The following is a 17,754-nucleotide window of genomic DNA, read 5'->3' on the forward strand; positions in this document are numbered from 1 at the left end:
GCTTATGGGAGCGGTCGACGAGGATCGCCATGATGGGTGCCATGCCCATCCATGAATGGCCCGAAGAAGAGCGTCCCCGCGAAAAGCTGCTGGCCCGCGGGCCCACGTCGCTGTCCGATGCCGAACTGCTGGCCCTGTTCCTGGGTTCCGGCTTTGGCGGCCGGGACGCGGTGCAGACCGCGCGCGACCTGTTGCTCGCCCACGGTCCCCTGCGGGTGCTGCTGGACCGCCCCGCCCGCGAACTGTCGAAACTGCCCGGGTTGGGGCCGGCGCGCAGCTGCACGCTGGCCGCAGGGCTGGAACTGGCCCACCGCTACCTGGCCGCTGAACTGCAGCAGGGCGAGGCGGTCGGCAACAATCCCGTGACCGTCGGCCGCTACCTGCAGCACCGTCTGCGCGGGCAGGCCCGGGAGCTGTTCGTGGTCCTGTTCCTGGACAACCGCCACCGCCTGATCGCCTGCGAGGAACTGTTCGCCGGCACCATCAACGCAGCCCCGGTCTACCCCCGCGAAGTGGTGCGCAGAGCCCTGCTGCACAACGCCGCCGCGGTCATCCTCAGCCATAACCACCCCTCCGGCGACCCGGAACCCTCGGCCGCCGACGCACAGATCACCGAAGAGCTGCAGCGGGCCCTCGCCCTGGTCGACATCCGCCTGCTGGACCACTTCGTGGTGGGCGAGGGGCGTCCCGTTTCGTTTGCTGAACGAGGCCTTCTACCACCGCTGCAGGCCCGCCTGGTCGGATGAGCCCCCGGCAGCAGCCGGTGGCCAGGCCGACCCTGGCACGCAGGCCCCGGTCAGCGTTGGGGCCGGCATCTGCGCTAAAATGGGCGATTCCGCCGCTCATTCTCACAGCAGGCCTCGTGAAAAATCTCCTCCGCGCCCTGATCAGCCAAGGCATCGAAGCCTTGCGCGCCAATGGCACCCTGCCCGTCGACTCCCTGCCGCCGGACTTCGTGGTCGAGCGCCCGAAGACCCGCGACCATGGCGACTTCGCCACCAACGCCGCGATGCTGCTGGCCAAAGCCGCGCGCAGCAATCCGCGCGCACTGGCACAGGCGCTGGTCGAGGCGCTGCCGCGCAGCGAAGACGTCAGCAAGGTCGAGATCGCCGGCCCCGGTTTCATCAATTTCCACCTGGCACCGGCCGCGTACCAGCGTGAAGCCGTCACCGTGATCAAGGAAGGCGCCGATTACGGCCGCAACCTGTCCGGCAATGGCCGCACGGTGGGCGTGGAGTATGTGTCGGCCAACCCAACCGGTCCGCTGCATGTCGGCCACGGCCGCGCTGCGGCCATCGGCGACTGCGTGGCACGCGTGCTCGATGCCAACGGCTGGAACGCCAAGCGCGAGTTCTACTACAACGATGCCGGCGTGCAGATCGAGAATCTGGCGCTGTCGACCCAGGCCCGGGTGAAGGGCATCGCTCCGGACCAGGAAGGCTGGCCGGAAGGCGGCTATCGCGGCGACTACATCGCCGACGTGGCGCGCGCCTACATGTCCGGCGCCAGCGTCGACCTGGAAGGCACCCTCGTGGTCGGTGCCAAGGACCCGGACGACATGCAGGCGATCCGTCGCTTCGCCGTGGCCTACCTGCGCAACGAGCAGAACCTGGACCTGGCCGCGTTCGGCGTGGATTTCGACATCTACTTCCTGGAAAGCTCGCTGTACGCCGACGGCAAGGTGGCCGAGGCGGTGGCCAAGCTGCAGGCGTCCGGCCATACCTATGAAGAAGGCGGCGCGCTGTGGCTGCGCAGCACCGACTTCGGTGACGACAAGGACCGCGTGATGCGCAAGTCCGACGGCACCTTCACCTACTTCGTGCCGGACGTGGCCTACCACCTGTCGAAGTGGCAGCGCGGCTACGAGCGCGCGATCACCGAGCTGGGCGCGGACCACCACGGTTCGCTGGCGCGCGTGCGTGCCGGCCTGCAGGCGATGGAAGTGGGCATCCCGCAGGGCTGGCCGGAATACGTGCTGCACCAGATGGTGACCGTCATGCGCGGCGGCGAGGAAGTGAAGCTGTCCAAGCGTGCCGGCAGCTACTTCACCCTGCGCGACCTGATCGAAGAAGCCGGCCGCGACGCGACCCGCTGGTTCCTGATCGCGCGCAAGCCCGATTCGCAGCTGACCTTCGACATCGACCTGGCCCGCCAGCAGAGCAACGACAACCCGGTGTTCTACGTGCAGTACGCGCATGCCCGCGTCTGCAGCCTGCTGCGCCAGGCGCAGGAGAAGGGTCTGGTCTACGAACAGGGTACCGGCCTGTCCAACCTGGGCCGTCTGGCCGATGACGCATCGCTGGCCCTGATGAACGAGATCTCGCGTTATCCGGAAGTGGTGGAAGCGGCCGGCGTGGCGCTGGAGCCGCACCTGGTCGCGCAGTACCTGCGCGAATTGGCGCACGCGTTCCACACGTGGTATCACGGGACGCCGGTACTGGTGGACGACGCGACCGATCGCAATGCCAAGTTGACCCTGGCCTGCGCCGCACGCCAGGTACTGGCCAACGGCCTCGACCTCCTGGGCGTTTCCGCCCCGGAAAAAATGTAAGTCTCAGGAGACGCAGTAGACATGGCAGCACGACGCGGCAAGACACAGGCTCGGCGCAACAGCAGCCAAGGCACGCCCGGATGGGTGTGGCTGGTTGCCGGCGTGGCGATCGCCGCCGTGGTGTTCCTGGCGGCGCCGAACCTGTTCAAGGGCGAGGGTGATGGCTTCCTGCGCGCCGGTCCGCAGCCGAACCCGAACGCGCAGCCGGCGCCGGTGGCCGATGGCGAAAGCGATGTCGGCACCCAGCCGGCCACGCAGCCGGCCACGCCGAAACCGGCCGAACCGGAAAAGCCTGCCGCCACCCAGTACGACTTCTACACCCTGCTGCCGGGCAAGGAAGTTGAAATGTCCGACGCCGAACTGGCCGCCAGCGCGCGTGCCGAAGACCAGCGCCGGGCCAAGGCCGAAGCGCAGCGCGCGCAGGCCGCACTGGAAGGCAAGCCGGTGCCGGCGGTTGCGGCCGCCGCACCTGCGGCGACGGCGAGCGTTGCCAGCACCGCGCCGGTGACCGCCACCAGCCGTCCGCTGCCGACCCCGGTAAGTGAACGCCCGGCAGCAGCGACGCCAGCAGCCGGCACCACTGCGCCGGCCAGCACCGTTGCCGCCGCTCCTGCGGCACGCAGCGAAGCCGCGCCGGCCGCCGCCAGCGCTGCGGCAGCCCCGGCACCGGCCGACAATGCCCGCTACATCCTGCAGGCAGGTGCATTCGGCGCTTCCGGTGATGCTGAAGCGACCAAGGCCAAGCTGGCGATGATGGGCCTGGCTGCACGCGTTGAGTCGGCGCAGATCAACGGCAAGACCGTGTACCGCGTGCGCATGGGGCCCTATGGCAGCGCCGGTGAGCTTTCCGAAGCCAAGCAGAAGCTGGATGGCACCGGCCTGCAGGCGATGGCGATCAAGGCGCAGTAAGTCTGCGGGCATGAATGAAAAGCCGGGCGTTGCCCGGCTTTTTTTTGCCTGTACGCATCCAGGGCGCAGATCAGCCCTCGCGGGCAACCTGGAAGCCGGCGAACGACTGGCTGACCGGCATCAGTTCCAGGCGATTGATGTTCAGGTGCGGCGGCAGGCTCGCTACCCAGAAGATCTGCTCGGCGATGTCCTCGGCGGTCATCGGATTGGCGCCGGAGTACAGCTTGTCCGAGGCGACCTGGTCGCCATGGGTGCGGACCACGGTGAACTCGGTTTCGGCCATGCCCGGCTCGATGGTGGTCACCCGTACGCCGGTACCGTGCAGGTCCGAACGCAGGCCCAGCGAGAACTGGCTGACGAAGGCCTTGGTGCCGCCATAGGCGTTGCCGCCCGGATACGGATAGACACCGGCCACCGACGAAATGTTGATGATGGCGCCCTTGCGCTCCACCAGCTGCGGCAACAGGCGATGGGTCAGGGTGACCAGCGCGGTGATGTTGGTGTCGATCATCGTCGTCCAGTCCTTCAGGCTGGCGCTCTGCGCCGGCGCGGTGCCCTGGGCGAGACCGGCATTGTTGACCAGCAGGTCGATGTCGCCGAAGGCCGGCGGCAGGGCCAGCAGCGCCGCTTCCATCGCGACCGGATCACGCACGTCGAACACGGCCGCATGCACCACCTCCTTGCCGTAGCGCTCGACCAGCGGCTGCAGGCGTTCGCTGCGACGGCCGGTGGCGATCACTTTCCAGCCCGCCTGGGCGAAGCGGTGGACGGCAGCGGCGCCGAAGCCGGAAGTGGCGCCGGTAATCAGGACGGTTCGGGTCATCAGACAACTCCGTGGGAAACCAGACCGCCATTCTGGCACCGTCGGTCCACGGCTGCGTTGCCTGATCGGCCCGCTGCGGTGCGCGCGGTCAGCGCAGGCGGAACACGCGTGCCTTCGGCAGGTCTTCGTCAACCTGCAGGAACCAGCGCCCGGCGATACCCGGGATCACCTCGATCTGCGGCGCCTGCAGGGTCTTGCGCAGCTTCATCTGGCCCTTCATCACCTGCCACTGCTGGCCGTTGTCGAGGGTGAACACCGTGCCCGGTTCCCAGCCCGCAACGTCGCCGACCACGCGGGCGCTGACCGGGCCCTCTTCCAGGCCCAGGTGCATCGCCGCCGGGGCGGGAACGTTGGCCGGCAAGGGCGCGCCGGTGTTGGCAGCAACCGGCGCCCGGGCGGCGGCGGGCGTCGATGCTTCGGCCTCGCGCAGCACGCGGTTCAGGGTCTGCAGCTGGGTCGCGTCCAGGCCCACTTCGGCCAGCTGGGCCGCGCTGAGACGCTGCTCCACGGGTACGTAGCGGTCCTGGGCGGTGGCGGCGAAGCTGCTGGCGACCAGCAGAAGGGAGAGGAGGTACCGGCGCATCGAAGGGAATCCCTGCAGAACAGCGCTCACGATGCTGCAATCCGGTGACAGTCCGGTTACAGCCGCCGGGCCGCTACAATGGGCCATGATCAATAATGATGTGCTGCGCAGCGTGCGCTACTCCCTGGACCTCGGCGACCATCACGTGGTGACCCTGTGCCAGATGGCCGATCCGGCGTTCGACGTGGATGTCGAGCAGGCCAAGGCCTGGCTGCTGCGTGAAGACGAGCCGGGCTTCCAGCCGATGAGCGACAGTGCGCTGGCGCACTTCCTCGATGGCCTGATCCTGCACCTGCGCGGTCAGGATGAGGGCCAGGCGCCACGCGCGGTGGAAACCCGCATCGACAACAACCTGGTGCTGAAGAAGCTGCGCGTGGCCTTCCAGCTGCGCGACGTCGACATGATGGAGATCTTCACCAGCATCGGCTTCACTGTCTCCAAATCCGAACTCGGCGCGCTGTTCCGCCAGCCCGGCCACAAGAACTATCGGCGCTGTCTGGACCAGATGCTGCGCAACTTCCTCAAGGGCCTGAGCCTGCGCCTGCGCGGCTGAGCACGGCATCGACGAAGGCGCGTGCGGCTGGCGTCGGCAGGCGCTGCCAGACCAGATGTACGCGCCGGGTCGGGGTCGGTTGCAGAGGCACCTGCACCACCCCTTCGAAACCGTCGGCGATCAGCACCGGCACGATCCCCACCGCCAGGCCGTGGCGGACGAAGCGCTCGACCAGTTCCATCAGATTGACCTCGAAACGCACCTGATGCGGCAGGCCCGCTGCGGCGAACGCATCATCGGTCTGCCGGCGCGCGCCGGTACCCCGCGGGAAATCGACCAGGGCCTCATCCTGCAGCGCCGCCAACGGCAACCGGCGGTGCGTGGCCAGCCGATGCTGCGGTGACAGTACGGCCACCAGATCCTCTTCCTGCAGCATCTGGTGGCAGACGCCTTCAAGATCGGCCGACGGTGCCAGCCCCACCAGCGCCACGTCCAATGCACGTGACTGCACCTGCTCCAGCAGGGTCTCGCTCTTGTCCACCCGCAGTTGGAATTCGACCTGCGGGTGCTGCTGCTGGAAGCCCGCCAGCAACGCCACCACGTCGATGCCGGTCAGCGACGATATCTGCCCGATCGCCAGCAGCCCGCGCACCTCACCACTGACGGCAGCGACGTCGGCACGCAGGTGGCGCAGGCTGGCCAGCACCTGCCGCGCATGCACCAGCAACGCTTCGCCCGCGGCCGTAGCGCGCACCTGGCGCGGCAGTCGCTCGAACAACACGGTGCCCAGCTCCTGCTCCAGATGGGCGATCTGGTGGCTCAAGGCGGACTGCACCACGTGGCAGCGCGCGGCCGCACGGGTGAAGTTGCCCTCTTCAGCCAGGGCCACGGCGAATTCGAGCTGCTTGAGGTTCACGCCGGTATCTCAATTCCAGATGACAGGGATGATGATGATTCATTTCCATCATGCCTGCAGCAGGCGGACACTGTGCTGCCCTGCTTCAACGGAACATCGCGTGTCCCCTTCCCTTCCTCCCCTGCAGCGCTGGCAGATCCTGCTGATGGCGGTCGCCACCGGCGTCGCGGTAGCCAGCAACTACTACGCGCAGCCATTGCTGCATACCATCGCCGATGCCTTCGGCGTGCCGTTCGGCCAGGTCGGCATGGTGGTCACCGCTGCCCAGTTGAGCTACGCCGCCGGCCTCATCCTGCTGGTGCCGTTGGGTGATCTGTTCGAGCGCCGCCGGCTGATCGTGGTGATGACGTTGTTGTCGGCCAGCGGACTGGTGATCAGCGCGTGCGCGCCGTCGTTGCCGTGGCTGCTGGCCGGGACCGCGATCACCGGGTTGTTCTCGGTGGTGGCGCAGGTACTGGTGCCGTTCGCCGCAACCCTGGCGGCACCCGAGCATCGCGGCCGCGTGGTCGGCACCCTGATGAGCGGACTGCTGCTGGGCATCCTGCTGGCACGCACCGTGGCCGGGCTGCTGTCGAGCCTGGGCGACTGGCGCCTGGTCTATGCGATCGCCGCAGGTACGCTGGTACTGACCGCACTGGCCCTGCAGCGCGGCCTGCCGCGCTTCCACCACACCGCCGGGCTGGGCTATTTCGCGTTGCTGCGCTCGATCGGCACGCTGTTCCTGCAGGAACCGGTGCTGCGCCAGCGCACACTGCTCGGTGCCTGCAGCTTTGCGATGTTCGCGATCTTCTGGACGCCGTTGGCCTTCCTGCTGGCGCAGCCACCCTATGCCTACAGTGACGCCACCATCGGCCTGTTCGGGCTGGTCGGTGCCGCCGGTACCCTGGCTGCCGGTCTGGCCGGGCGCATGTCCGACCGTGGCCAGAGCGGCCGGGCCACGGCCATTGCGCTGCTGCTGTTGTTGCTGTCCTGGCTGCCGCTCGGGCTGTCGGCGCACTCGCTGCTGGCACTGCTGGTCGGCGTGGTGGTGCTGGACCTGGCCGCGCAGCTGCTGCATGTCAGCAACCAGAACCTGATCTACGCGCTGCAGCCGGAGGCCCGCAACCGCCTCAATGCCGGTTACATGACCGGCTACTTCATCGGCGGCTCGCTGGGCTCGCTGCTGTCGGCGCAGGTCTACCAGCGCTTCGGCTGGACCGGTGTGTGCGTGGCCGGTACCGCGGTGGCGGTACTGGCCCTGCTGGTGTGGCTGCCCTCTGCCTGGCGCACCCGCCAGGCAGCATCGGCCGACTAGAAGCTGCCCTGCAGCGCCAGCTCCCAGCGTCCACCGGCATTACCCGGGAACAGCCGCTTGGCGCCGCCGTCGGTGTCATGCACGGTGGCGCGCAGTTCCCAGGCCGGCGTCAACGTGGCGATGGCACTGAGCTGGCCATGCAGGTAGTCCGGCCCCTGCGCGGTGGCCAGCCAGTACTGCCCCACCGCTGCTTCCAGGCGCACGCGCTCGTTCAGCGGCACCCGCACGCCCAGCTGCGCGTAGGTGCCGCGACGGCCGCCGGCCAGGGCATCGTTGGAGTGGGCAACCTGCAGCCAGGCGCGTCGCTTCCAGGTGGTGGTGACATTGAGTTCGGTCCAGTCCAGTGCGCGACCGGTACCCGGATAGACATAACGGGTGAGGTTCGCATCCAGGCTCCAGTCCGGCGACAGTGCGCCCGACCAGCCGGCGACGAGATCGAACTCGCTGCGTGCACCATTGTCCGGCGTGAACGAGACATTCGAGCCCCATGCGCTGGCATACCAGCCCGAACCCACCGTCACCTTTGCCCCCACCTGCGCGGCCGGATCGCCGTCGCTCTGCGAGCTGCCGCGCCAGACATAGTCGCTGGTCAATGCCGCCGTGCCACTCACCTGCACCTGCGCCTGCACGCTGCCGGCGCACAGCAGCCCCGCCAGTGCGGCCGCGCTGGCCACGATCATCCCCTTGCTCTTCACTGCACTCACTTCCTCGTCGAAGGCGGTCGGTCCGCCGGGACGGCAGTGTCGACGGCATGGCCGTAACGGTTCGATGGCGATGCCGCCGCGCCAGCGCAAATTCAGCGTAAATCCGCGCCGCAACGAGCGCGGTATCATGCAGGCCTATTTCCAGGAACCAACCACGTGGACGCCATCCTGACCCCGGTATCGATCGGCGAGCTGATCGACAAGATCACCATTCTCGAGATCAAGGCCGAGCGCATCGACGATGCGACCAAGCTGGCCAACGTGCGCACCGAACTTGATGGCCTGCTGCCGCTGCTGCAGCAGCAGCTTGAGGCACAGCCGGCACTGGCCGCGCTGAAGACGCAGCTGAAGGCCATCAACGAGCGCATGTGGGAGATCCAGGACCAGCTGCGCGACAAGGAAGCGGCGCAGGTGTTCGACGAGGCGTTCATCCAGCTGGCGCGCGGCGTGTACGGCACCAACGGCGAACGCGTGCAGGTGAAGAACGAGATCAACCGTGTCGCCGGTTCGGCGCTGGTCGAGGAAAAGCAGTACCAGGGCGAGTAAGCGCGCCCGTCAGCCACACTCCAGCAGGTGGCGGATGCGGAACAGTTCGACATCGCTGCGGATGCCAAGCTTCTGGTAGGCCGCTTTCTTCTGCGTGCTGATGGTGCTGGCCGAGCGCTGGAAGCGCCGCGCCACTTCACCGGTGCTGCAGCCTTGCAGCAGCAGCCGCAGCACTTCGCGTTCACGCCGGCTCAGTGGCGTCAGGCTGGGCGCCGACATGCGCCGCGAGCGTGATCGATTCAGCTGCGTGCGCAGATCCGGGGGCACGAAACGCCCCCCGCGGGCCACCACGTCCACCGCGCGCAGCAGCATTTCCGGCGTGGTCGCCTTGGACAGGAAGCCGCGTGCACCGGCCTGCATCGTCGTGGCCACGGTGCTGGCATTGCAGTGTGCCGACAGCACCAGTATCGGCACGCTGGGCCAGCGCCGGGACAACCGGCGCAGCAGCTGCAGGCCGTCGCCAAGATCGCCCAGCGGCAGCGCATCGATCAGCAGCAGGTCAACGCTGCCCGGTTCGCTCTCCAGCAGTTCCAACAGGTCACGTTCGTTGGCGTAGCTGCCGCGCACGTGCACGCCGCTGTGCTGGCGCAGCAACACCTCCACCCCCAGCCGCAGCACCGGATGCGGATCCAGCAGTGCCAGGCGGCGCGGCCGATCGGGGAGCAGCGGTGGGAGGACGGGCGGCATCGCGGTGTATCCGGCAGCACGGGATATCCACCGTAGGCCGCCACTGGCGGTGGCGGAATCCAATTCATTGCAATGCAACATGACGCCCGCATCGCAGTCAGACTCTGTTCTGATTCCCCACAACGCAACAGGCCCGGCAATGCCGGGCCTGTTGCAGCACGAACAGCGCGCGGGCGCGCCGTAGATGCAATTACCAGCTGAAGCGCGGGCCGACGGTGTATTCCTTGTCGCCGTGGCGGTTCATCTTCAGCTCGCCGTTCAGGCCCCAGTTCTGGTTCAGCTTGACCTGACCACCCAGACGGCCGTACCACTGGCTGTCGATGTCGACGCCGTGCTTCTTCGAATAGTCTTCGTAACCGACCAGGCCGTAGACTTCAGCGTGGGCGCCGAACGCGGTACGGATACCGGCTTCAGCGCTGTAGCCGTTGAAATCCAGGCCGTGCTTGCGGTCGAACTTCTGGTAGGCAACGCGGGCAACGAAGTCGGTCGACGGAGCGATTTCGACGTTGTAGCCGGCACCGACCTTCCACTGGTCAACCTTGATGTTGGTGTGGTCGACTTCCTGGCGGCTGTATTCGCCGAACGCGTGGAAGTTCGGCAGGAAGCCGTAGGAACCCTTCACGCCCCAGCCATCAGCCTTGATGCCGTCAACGTCGGTCTTGGCGTAATCAGCCTCAGCGTAGTTGTAGGACAGGTTCTCGGCGGCCGAAGCGGTGAACGGCAGGGCAGCGGCCAGAGCCAGAGCAATCAGCGAATTCTTCATGGGGGTACACCTTTACTTTCTTATGGTGTGCAGCAGCGCCAGGGCGCCATCGCATCGGGAATGTAAATTCTCCGTTATTCGCCACAACGCTCCCTGAAAACAGCGGTCTTCGCATTGCTGAATTTTTTGCATTGATTCAGCAAGGCTCAGGCATACGCGCGCGGTACGCGCACGCGCTTCGATTCAACGGTGCAGCAATCGATGTCGATTTCCTGCGCCCTGAAGCGTCGACTCATTGAAGGCCGTGCACCTGGCATGGTCCATTCCGGAGGCAAGCGATGAGCTACATCGATGGTTTCGTACTGGCAGTGCCGACCGCCAACAAGGAGAAGTTCCTCGCCCATGCACGCACAGGTGATCCCGTTTTCATCGAATACGGCGCGCTGCGCGTGGTCGAGTGCTGGGGCAATGACGTGCCGCACGGCAAGACCACCGACTTCTTTGGCGCGGTGAAAGCCACGGCGGAGGAAACGGTGGTGTTTTCCTGGATCGAGTGGCCGGACAAGGCCACCCGCGATGCAGGCATGCAGAAGATGATGGAAGACCCGCGGTTGGACCCGACGAAGAATCCCATGCCGTTCGACGGTGCGCGGATGATCTACGGCGGATTCGAGCCGATCTTCGAACTCAAGCGCTGACCCGGGCGGGCGTCCTCAGCGGGCGCCCGCTTCATCCTCGCCGGCCGCATGGCCGGCACCCAGCGCAGCACCCGCGCCAACACCCAGCCCACCCATTCCGGCGCCCATGCCACCGCCGCCGCCACCACCGGTGCGACCGCCCTTGGCTTCGCCCTCGCTGCGGCCCTTGCCACTTCCGCCACCGCTACCTGCGGGTCGGGTAGGCCCCTGCGGCGGGATCTCCAGGTCGGCCGGCACCGGCGCAAGGTCCAGCGCTTCGCGGACGAAGTCGCGCAGCGAGATCACCAGTTCGTGTGTGTGCACCAGGCGCCCCTGCGCCAGTTCGCTGGCCGCGCGCGCAGCCAGCCGTACCTGCTCGTCGGTGCCCAGCAGCAGGATGTCCGACAACGCCGCTTCAACCGCATCGCGGATGCGCCGGGCCCGATCCGAGCCCGGCTCGGCGATGCCTTCTTCATGGGCGCGCTGGCGCAGGTCGCGCAGATGGGCCGGGTCGACCCCCAGCTCACCGGTGAAGGAACCCCCCAGCGTCTTGTAGGCCGCCATCAGGGTACGCAGCCGCTCGTTGATCTGGCGGTTCTCGCGTTCACGGCGCTGCTGCAGGGTCTGCATCACCAGCAGGCGGATACCCACGCCGAGCAGGGTGATCAGGACCAACCCAGCCAGGGTGGACAGCACGCCCTGCCAGGAACTGAAATCGATACCGCGCATGGTCAGGGCTCCTGCGGAAGAGCTTCATCTTGCCCCAGCCTGCTGCCGCAGATCCACGTCAGGCGCGGATGAGCGCCCCCGAAAACGCAGAAGGCCCTCCCGCCCGATGAGCGGAAGGGCCTTCGAACCACGCGCGATTACTTGCGCTTGGCAGCCTTGCGCACGGCCTTCTTGGCCGGAGCCTTCTTGGCCACGGTCTTCTTCAGCGGTGCAGCCTTCTTGGCCACGGTCTTGCGGGTAGCGGCGACCTTCTTGCCGACAACCTTCTTGGCGACGGCGGTCTTCTTGCCGACGACCTTCTTGGCAGCAGCGGTCTTCTTGCCGACAACCTTCTTGGCAGCGGCGGTCTTCTTGCCGACAACCTTCTTGGCAGCGACGGTCTTCTTGCCGACAACCTTCTTGGCAGCGACGGTCTTCTTGCCGGCGACCTTCTTGGCAGCGACGGTCTTCTTGGCCACAGCCTTCTTGGCGGTCGCGACCTTCTTGCCGACAACCTTCTTGGCGGCGACGGTCTTCTTGGCGACAGCCTTCTTGGCGGTCGCGACCTTCTTGCCGACAACCTTCTTGGCAGCAGCGGTCTTCTTGGCAACAGCCTTCTTGGCGGTCGCAACCTTCTTGGTGGCGGCCTTCTTCACGGTGGCGACCTTCTTGCCGGCAGCCTTGGTGGTCTTCTTGGCAGCAGCAGCCTTCTTGGTCACGGTCTTGCCGGCAGCCGCCTTCTTCTTGGCCACTTCCTTCTTCAGGGCAGCCGCTTCGGCCTTGGCGTTCTTCTTGGCCGCTTCCAGCTTCTTCTTGGCGTTGGCAACGGTCTTGCCGACCGACTTGGCGGCCTTCTCGGCCTTCTTGGCAACGGTCTTCTCGACCTTGGCCACGACCTTCTTGGCCTTGGCGACGCGGGTGGTGGCAGCCTTGCTGGCGCGCTTGACGGTCTTCTTGACCGACTTCACTGCGTCTTCGGCGGCGTGGGCGATGGTCTCGCCGACGTTGGTGGCGGTTTCTTTCACGTTCTCGACGGCGTCGGTCACGACCGACACACCATTACCGTTGCTCATGTTGCCCTCCTAGGGGCCTGGATTGTCAAAACGGGGCGATGCTATACCGACAATGGCTATCGTGGAACGGGCACGGCCGGTCAATCGCATCCGGTGCGACGCAACTGGTGTAAGCGATGGCGGCGGCTGACGCGCCGCGCAGTCAGGAAATCCCTTTTTTTAAGCAGTGTGCTGCGCCGCTTGCCTGTTGCCGGCATGCCGATACAGGCACTGGCCGCCGCAACACGTCCGCGCAGCAATGAGTGTCATTGCAAGGTCAGGATGCGCGGAACTGCGCAAGTGTCGCGGTGTGTCATGGCGCTGTCGGCCTGCCTTGTGGCGCTCGCGCGCGGCTGTCGCGAACAGCGATACGGCGCGTTCGGAACCTCTCCGGCACCCTCGGCGCGATATCGGATTTTCATGGGGCATTTATCCAGATCGCGACACACTCATTCAGCTTGTTCTACCGTATGCGTCAACGGCCCCCATCCCAGCCTGCGAACCGACTCCCATGCGACCGCTTCCCACCCTGCTTACGCTCGCAATCGCTGCTGCCTTCGGCGGCTTCGTTGCCACTGGCCTCAACGCGCACCTGGACAACCGTGCCGATGCCGCTCCGCTGCCGGCGGTACTGCCTACCACCGCAGCGCTGCCGGCATCGGTCGCCGGGCAGGCGGTGCCATCGCTTGCGCCGATGCTGGAAAAAGCCATGCCGGCGGTGGTCAGCGTCAACACCAAGCAGGTGGTGCGGGTACGCAACCCGTTCTTCAACGACCCGTTCTTCCGCCGCCTGTTCCCGGACATTCCGCAGGAGCGGATCAACGAGTCACTCGGTTCGGGCGTCATCATCGATGCCACCGAAGGCCTGGTGCTGACCAACCACCACGTCATCGACAACGCCGATGACGTGCAGGTGACACTGGCCGATGGGCGCACGGTCAAGGCCGAGTTCCTCGGCTCGGACCGCGACACCGACATCGCGCTGATCCGCATTCCGGCGCAGAACCTGACCGACATCAAGCTGGGCAACAGCGACCAGCTGCGGGTCGGCGACTTCGTGGTCGCCATCGGCAATCCGTTCGGTTTCAGCCAGACGGTCACCTCGGGCATCGTCTCGGCGGTGGGCCGCAGCGGCATCCGCGGGCTGGGCTACCAGAACTTCATCCAGACCGATGCGTCGATCAACCCGGGCAATTCCGGTGGCGCGCTGGTCAACCTGCAGGGCCAGCTGGTGGGCATCAACACCGCCAGCTTCAACCCGCAGGGCAGCATGGCCGGCAACATCGGCCTGGGCCTGGCGATTCCATCGAACCTGGCCCGCAGCGTGGTCGACCAGCTGGTCAAGCATGGCGTGGTGGTGCGCGGCACGCTGGGTATCGAAAGCCAGAACCTGAGCGCGCAGATCGCGCAGGGCCTGGGCCTGGGCGAAACCCGTGGCGCACTGGTGACCCGCGTGCTGGCCGGTTCGGCCGGTGCCGCCGCAGGGCTGAAGCCGGGCGACGTGGTGGTCTCGGCCAACGGCCAGCGGGTGGACAGTGCCGAAGCACTGCACAACGTGGAAGGCCTGGCGGCGGTGGGCAGCGTGCTGACCCTGGACGTTCGCCGCGAAGGCAAGCCGCTGCAGATCAAGGCCACGCTGAAGGAGCAGGCGCGCGTGGTCAGCGGCGAGAGCCTGGATCCGCGCCTGACCGGTGCCAGCTTCGTCGATCTGCCCGAATCGCTGCGCCAGTCCGGCGTGGGCGGGGTGCTGGTCAGCGAGGTCAAGCGCGGCAGCCGCGCGGCGACCAATGGCCTGCAGCAGGGCGACATCATCACCGATGCCACGGTTGGCGAGTTCGCCGACCTGGCCAGCTGGCGGGCCAATTTCCAGCAGCGCCCGCCGACCCTGGTGCTGCGCGTGCTACGCAACAATGGCCAGCAACAGGGCCAGTTGGTGATGCGGTGATCGCCTGGCCGTAACGCCCCCTATACCACCGTGATGCTATCTCTGTATGTCCAGGTCGGCTGAGCCGATCGCCCGTTCCCCCATCGCAACAGGAGTGATTCGATGAGCCCCACCAATACCGAAAACCTGAAGGACCACCTGGGTGAAGCCGGTTCCCACCTGAAGCAGGCCGCCAGCGCTGCCGGCGGTGCGATCAAGGGCGCTACCGGTGCCGCGACCGACGAACTGCGCATCGGCAAGGCCAACGTCAAGGCTGAACTGTCCGACAGCGCGCTGTCGGGCCTGGCTGCCGCCGAGTTCGGTGGTGCCGCCGCCAAGGAACAGGTCGATGCGCTTATGGACAAGGGCAAGGACCTGATCGACAGCGCCGCTGAACTGATCCGCGAACGTCCGTTGGCCTCGTTCGGTGTGGCCTTCGCTACCGGCTGGATCATCGCCAAGCTGGCCCGCGGCAGCGACAAGTAAGCTGCGGCGTGAGCGAAGACACCACGCAACGTCCGGATCCGGCGGCGACGCCGCCGTTGGACGAGAGCATCCGCCAGGTCGGCGCTGCCGGCCGGGCGACCGCCGATTCGGCCAAGCACTCGCTGCGTTCGCTGCGCCGGTTGGCGTCGGCGGACTTCGCGCTTGCACGCAGTGCGTTCGGGCGTGCGTTGGCCTGGGCCGGCGTCGCCATCGTATTCGGCGCCTCGGCCTGGTTGTTGCTGGCCGCCACCCTGATCGCCCTGCTGCAGAGCTTCGGCCTGAGCTGGCTGCAGGCACTGCTGATCACCTCGTTGCTGAGCCTGGCCGTCACCGGCTATGCGATCTGGCGTGTTTCGTACTTCTTCCACCACACCGGCATGCACGCCACCCGGCGCCAGTTGTCCCGGTTGGGCCTGTTCGATGAGCCCACCGATGATGATCCCGATGCCGGCGTGCAGATTCCGGAGGGCAAGCCATGAAGTTCGGTGCACTGCAGCGGCGGGTAAAGCGCTGCGAACAGGTGATGGCCGTACGCATCGGCGAGACCCAGGACAACTGGGGCGTACTCAGCCAGGTCTGGCGACAGGGCTGGTCACCACTGCGCATCGTGCTGGTCGGCCTGGCCGGCGGTTTCATCGCCGGCAAGCTGGAGGTTCCAGGCAAGGTCAACGGTGCGCGTTGGCTGCAGATGGTGGGTTCGGTGTCCAGCCTGTTCGCCAGCGCACAGGCCGCGTTTGCCACCGTGGTGGCGGCGCAGGCGGCGGAAACCGCAGACGATGCCGCCGACCAGGCGGATGAGGCCGCCGAGCAGGCGGCGCCCGCAGCTGCACGGCCGGCAGCGCAGCCGGCGCCCACGGTGGACACCGAGCTGCGTGGGCCGCGTCCGGCCGAAGCGGCCACCGAGATGTCCGAACGTTGATGATCCTTACCCGCCGCGTTGATCGCGGCGGGTCGATAATGGGCTTCTTTTCCCGGTCGGTGCGTCGATGAGCGAGTCCCTGTTGTCCCCGTCGTCGCCTGCGCCGGACGCCCCCGCACCGCTGCCTCCCGCCTCGCGCCCACGTGGCCCGATGTCGCTGGTGATACTGGCGACCTTGGCCGTGGCGTTCACCCTATGGGCGGCACAGGACATCATCCTGCCGGTGCTGCTGGCGATGTTCTTCGCCCTGGTCGGCAACCCGATCCTGCGCCTGCTGCAGAAGCTGTGGATTCCACGTGCGCTCGGCGCCCTGCTGGTGCTGGGCGCCGGACTGGGCGTGACCGGCGCCTTGGCGGTGCAGCTGATCGGCCCGGCGATGGACTGGGCACAGGAAGCACCGCAGCAGCTGCGCAAGGTCGCGCGCCAGGTGCAGGACCTGACCAAGCCGGTGCAGCAGGCCAACCAGGCGGCGGAGAATTTCGCGCGCGTGGCCGGTGGCGACGGCAACCGCAAGGTGCAGGTGATCCGCACCCAGCTGGACGATCCGTACCGCATGCTCACCCGCGCGCCGCGGCTGGCCGCCTCGGTGCTGGCCGTCGTACTGCTGACATTGTTCTTCATGATCTACGGCCAGAGCCTGCAGCGCGCAGCGATTGCCCTGTTCCCGAACCGGCAGCAGCAGCGCTTCACCAGCGACATCCTGCGCTCGATCGAGCATGAAGTATCACGCTACGTATTGACCATCAGCGTGATCAACACCGTGGTCGGCCTGCTGTTGGCCGGCGTGCTGATGCTGCTGGGCATCGGCCTGCAGGAGGCCCTGCTGTGGGGCACCGTGGCGGCGCTGCTGAATTTCGCCCCGTATGTCGGCCCATTGCTCGGCGTCGCGTTGATGCTGCTGATGGGCTTCGTCGAGTTCCGCGACCCGCTGCAGGCGCTGCTGCCTGCGGCCGCCTACCTGACCCTGCATACCCTGGAAGGGCAGCTGGTGACGCCGATCGTGCTTGGCCGGCAGATGAAACTGTCACCGCTGGTGCTGATCCTGGCGCTGATGGTGTTCGGCTGGGCTTGGGGCATGATCGGCCTGCTGCTGGCGGTGCCACTGCTGGTCTGCATCAAGCTGGTGCTGGCACGACTGGAGGGCATGCAGGGCTGGGCGCGCTTGCTGGAGTGAGCGGGCCAGGGCCGTGATCGCGCCGATGGCAGGGCCGGAAACCAGGGCAGAACTGGCAGAATAGTCCCCCTTTTTTCGGATGGATCCGTTCGGATGACCTCGTTCGCCACACGCTGCCTCGCCCTTGCCTGCCTTGCCACCCCTGCTTTCGCCGCGACGCCGCCGGCAATCGAGCAGGCGCGTGCCCAGCTGGTCGAAGCGGTCACCTGCCAGCGCCACCTCACCCCCAGGCAGTTCGAAACGATCGCCCAGTTGCTGGCGCCGCCGCCGCTGCGGGCGGAAAACGGGGAGTCCAGCGGTGAGTTCCTGTTGACCACGCCGCTGATGGTGCTGGGCCAGCCAGTGAACCGCCTGCAGGCGTACGACGGCGACAGCGGCGAGGATGGCGTCGACAGTTTCACCGCGTACTTCAGCACCGCCAGCGTCGAACAGATCGCGGCACTGGCGAAGCTGTCCGACCCGGTGGCAGGCAGCTACACGCGGGAAGTGGGCCGGCACAACCTGGATGTGCGGCGGTTCGACGGCCAGACCACCATCAGCTGCTCCTACGACCTGCGCTGACGCACCCTGCAGTGCCCCCTGCCCGTCGCGCGCATGAAAGCGCG

Annotated in this window: 21 protein-coding genes; 13 read left to right on the forward strand and 8 right to left on the reverse strand. The window is 66.9% G+C overall.

What is annotated here, in order from left to right; genetic code table 11:
• The first annotated feature begins 41 nt into the window (after positions 1 to 41).
• The 3 genes from radC to AC13GI_RS08735 all read left to right on the forward strand — a co-directional run bounded on the left by radC (position 42) and on the right by AC13GI_RS08735 (position 3,460).
• Positions 42 to 746 carry a RadC family protein gene (gene radC, locus AC13GI_RS08725; protein ID WP_099819657.1) on the forward strand — a complete coding sequence of 235 codons (705 nt, stop codon included), beginning with the start codon at positions 42 to 44 and terminating at the stop codon, positions 744 to 746.
• 116 nt (positions 747 to 862) lie between these two features.
• Positions 863 to 2,551 (forward strand): arginine--tRNA ligase, encoded by a 1,689-nt coding sequence (gene argS / locus AC13GI_RS08730; protein ID WP_099819656.1) that lies wholly within the window; start codon positions 863 to 865, stop codon positions 2,549 to 2,551.
• A gap of 21 nt (positions 2,552 to 2,572) precedes the next feature.
• The gene (locus AC13GI_RS08735) at positions 2,573 to 3,460 is read left to right on the forward strand and encodes an SPOR domain-containing protein (protein ID WP_236509358.1); all 888 of its coding nucleotides are present in this window, start codon (positions 2,573 to 2,575) and stop codon (positions 3,458 to 3,460) included.
• A 70-nt stretch (positions 3,461 to 3,530) separates the two neighbouring features.
• Here the strand turns inward: AC13GI_RS08735 and AC13GI_RS08740 are convergent, their stop codons facing one another.
• Both AC13GI_RS08740 and AC13GI_RS08745 read right to left on the reverse strand, forming a co-directional pair.
• On the reverse strand, positions 3,531 to 4,283 hold the full coding sequence (locus tag AC13GI_RS08740; RefSeq protein ID WP_482996045.1) for an SDR family NAD(P)-dependent oxidoreductase: 753 nt from the start codon (positions 4,281 to 4,283) through the stop codon (positions 3,531 to 3,533).
• A gap of 88 nt (positions 4,284 to 4,371) precedes the next feature.
• The gene (locus tag AC13GI_RS08745; protein ID WP_482996046.1) at positions 4,372 to 4,866 is read right to left on the reverse strand and encodes a hypothetical protein; all 495 of its coding nucleotides are present in this window, start codon (positions 4,864 to 4,866) and stop codon (positions 4,372 to 4,374) included.
• Between the two features lie 85 nt (positions 4,867 to 4,951).
• Here AC13GI_RS08745 and AC13GI_RS08750 point away from each other — a divergent pair, with 85 nt between their 5' ends.
• Positions 4,952 to 5,419, forward strand: coding sequence for a YehS family protein (locus AC13GI_RS08750; protein WP_089241357.1), 468 nt, complete (start codon positions 4,952 to 4,954; stop codon positions 5,417 to 5,419).
• On the opposite strand, the gene AC13GI_RS08755 is transcribed toward AC13GI_RS08750, so the two are convergent.
• Positions 5,388 to 6,275: a LysR family transcriptional regulator gene (locus AC13GI_RS08755; RefSeq protein WP_099819652.1), complete on the reverse strand. Its 888-nt coding sequence runs from the start codon at positions 6,273 to 6,275 to the stop codon at positions 5,388 to 5,390. The genes AC13GI_RS08750 and AC13GI_RS08755 overlap by 32 nt on opposite strands.
• Before the next feature lie 145 nt (positions 6,276 to 6,420).
• Here AC13GI_RS08755 and AC13GI_RS08760 point away from each other — a divergent pair, with 145 nt between their 5' ends.
• Complete coding sequence (locus AC13GI_RS08760) at positions 6,421 to 7,569, forward strand: MFS transporter (protein ID WP_482996128.1); 1,149 nt, start codon at positions 6,421 to 6,423, stop codon at positions 7,567 to 7,569.
• Here AC13GI_RS08760 and AC13GI_RS08765 read toward each other — a convergent pair.
• Entirely contained in the window at positions 7,566 to 8,264 is a 699-nt protein-coding gene (locus tag AC13GI_RS08765; protein ID WP_482996047.1) for a TorF family putative porin, read from the reverse strand. The genes AC13GI_RS08760 and AC13GI_RS08765 overlap by 4 nt on opposite strands.
• Positions 8,265 to 8,429: 165 nt before the next feature.
• On the opposite strand from AC13GI_RS08765, the gene AC13GI_RS08770 reads away from it, so the two are divergent.
• Positions 8,430 to 8,819 carry a DUF6165 family protein gene (locus AC13GI_RS08770; RefSeq protein WP_099819649.1) on the forward strand — a complete coding sequence of 130 codons (390 nt, stop codon included), beginning with the start codon at positions 8,430 to 8,432 and terminating at the stop codon, positions 8,817 to 8,819.
• A gap of 9 nt (positions 8,820 to 8,828) precedes the next feature.
• Here AC13GI_RS08770 and AC13GI_RS08775 read toward each other — a convergent pair whose 3' ends face one another.
• Together AC13GI_RS08775 and AC13GI_RS08780 are read right to left on the reverse strand one after the other, a co-directional pair.
• On the reverse strand, positions 8,829 to 9,506 hold the full coding sequence (locus tag AC13GI_RS08775) for a response regulator (protein WP_482996048.1): 678 nt from the start codon (positions 9,504 to 9,506) through the stop codon (positions 8,829 to 8,831).
• Positions 9,507 to 9,696: 190 nt separating this feature from the next.
• On the reverse strand, positions 9,697 to 10,269 hold the full coding sequence (locus AC13GI_RS08780) for an OmpO family porin (protein ID WP_089241369.1): 573 nt from the start codon (positions 10,267 to 10,269) through the stop codon (positions 9,697 to 9,699).
• 278 nt (positions 10,270 to 10,547) lie between these two features.
• On the opposite strand from AC13GI_RS08780, the gene AC13GI_RS08785 reads away from it, so the two are divergent.
• Entirely contained in the window at positions 10,548 to 10,907 is a 360-nt protein-coding gene (locus tag AC13GI_RS08785; RefSeq protein ID WP_482996049.1) for a DUF1428 domain-containing protein, read from the forward strand.
• 15 nt (positions 10,908 to 10,922) lie between these two features.
• Here the strand turns inward: AC13GI_RS08785 and AC13GI_RS08790 are convergent, their stop codons facing one another.
• Together AC13GI_RS08790 and AC13GI_RS08795 are read right to left on the reverse strand one after the other, a co-directional pair.
• Positions 10,923 to 11,615: a hypothetical protein gene (locus AC13GI_RS08790; RefSeq protein ID WP_375068401.1), complete on the reverse strand. Its 693-nt coding sequence runs from the start codon at positions 11,613 to 11,615 to the stop codon at positions 10,923 to 10,925.
• Positions 11,616 to 11,752: 137 nt separating this feature from the next.
• Complete coding sequence (locus AC13GI_RS08795) at positions 11,753 to 12,667, reverse strand: histone (RefSeq protein WP_099819645.1); 915 nt, start codon at positions 12,665 to 12,667, stop codon at positions 11,753 to 11,755.
• A gap of 490 nt (positions 12,668 to 13,157) precedes the next feature.
• On the opposite strand from AC13GI_RS08795, the gene AC13GI_RS08800 reads away from it, so the two are divergent.
• The 6 genes from AC13GI_RS08800 to AC13GI_RS08825 all read left to right on the forward strand — a co-directional run bounded on the left by AC13GI_RS08800 (position 13,158) and on the right by AC13GI_RS08825 (position 17,710).
• The gene (locus tag AC13GI_RS08800) at positions 13,158 to 14,591 is read left to right on the forward strand and encodes a Do family serine endopeptidase (protein WP_099819644.1); all 1,434 of its coding nucleotides are present in this window, start codon (positions 13,158 to 13,160) and stop codon (positions 14,589 to 14,591) included.
• Between the two features lie 102 nt (positions 14,592 to 14,693).
• Positions 14,694 to 15,056 carry a hypothetical protein gene (locus AC13GI_RS08805; protein WP_025878359.1) on the forward strand — a complete coding sequence of 121 codons (363 nt, stop codon included), beginning with the start codon at positions 14,694 to 14,696 and terminating at the stop codon, positions 15,054 to 15,056.
• Between the two features lie 8 nt (positions 15,057 to 15,064).
• Positions 15,065 to 15,535 (forward strand): phage holin family protein, encoded by a 471-nt coding sequence (locus tag AC13GI_RS08810; RefSeq protein ID WP_025878358.1) that lies wholly within the window; start codon positions 15,065 to 15,067, stop codon positions 15,533 to 15,535.
• Positions 15,532 to 15,975 (forward strand): protein sip-5, encoded by a 444-nt coding sequence (locus AC13GI_RS08815; RefSeq protein ID WP_482996050.1) that lies wholly within the window; start codon positions 15,532 to 15,534, stop codon positions 15,973 to 15,975. The genes AC13GI_RS08810 and AC13GI_RS08815 overlap by 4 nt, the downstream gene beginning before the upstream one ends.
• 67 nt (positions 15,976 to 16,042) lie before the next feature.
• Entirely contained in the window at positions 16,043 to 17,149 is a 1,107-nt protein-coding gene (locus AC13GI_RS08820; RefSeq protein WP_100461931.1) for an AI-2E family transporter, read from the forward strand.
• A gap of 93 nt (positions 17,150 to 17,242) precedes the next feature.
• Positions 17,243 to 17,710 carry a hypothetical protein gene (locus tag AC13GI_RS08825; RefSeq protein WP_191078273.1) on the forward strand — a complete coding sequence of 156 codons (468 nt, stop codon included), beginning with the start codon at positions 17,243 to 17,245 and terminating at the stop codon, positions 17,708 to 17,710.
• The last annotated feature ends 44 nt before the right edge of the window (positions 17,711 to 17,754 follow it).

The organism is Stenotrophomonas sp. 82F1 (assembly GCF_056861525.1).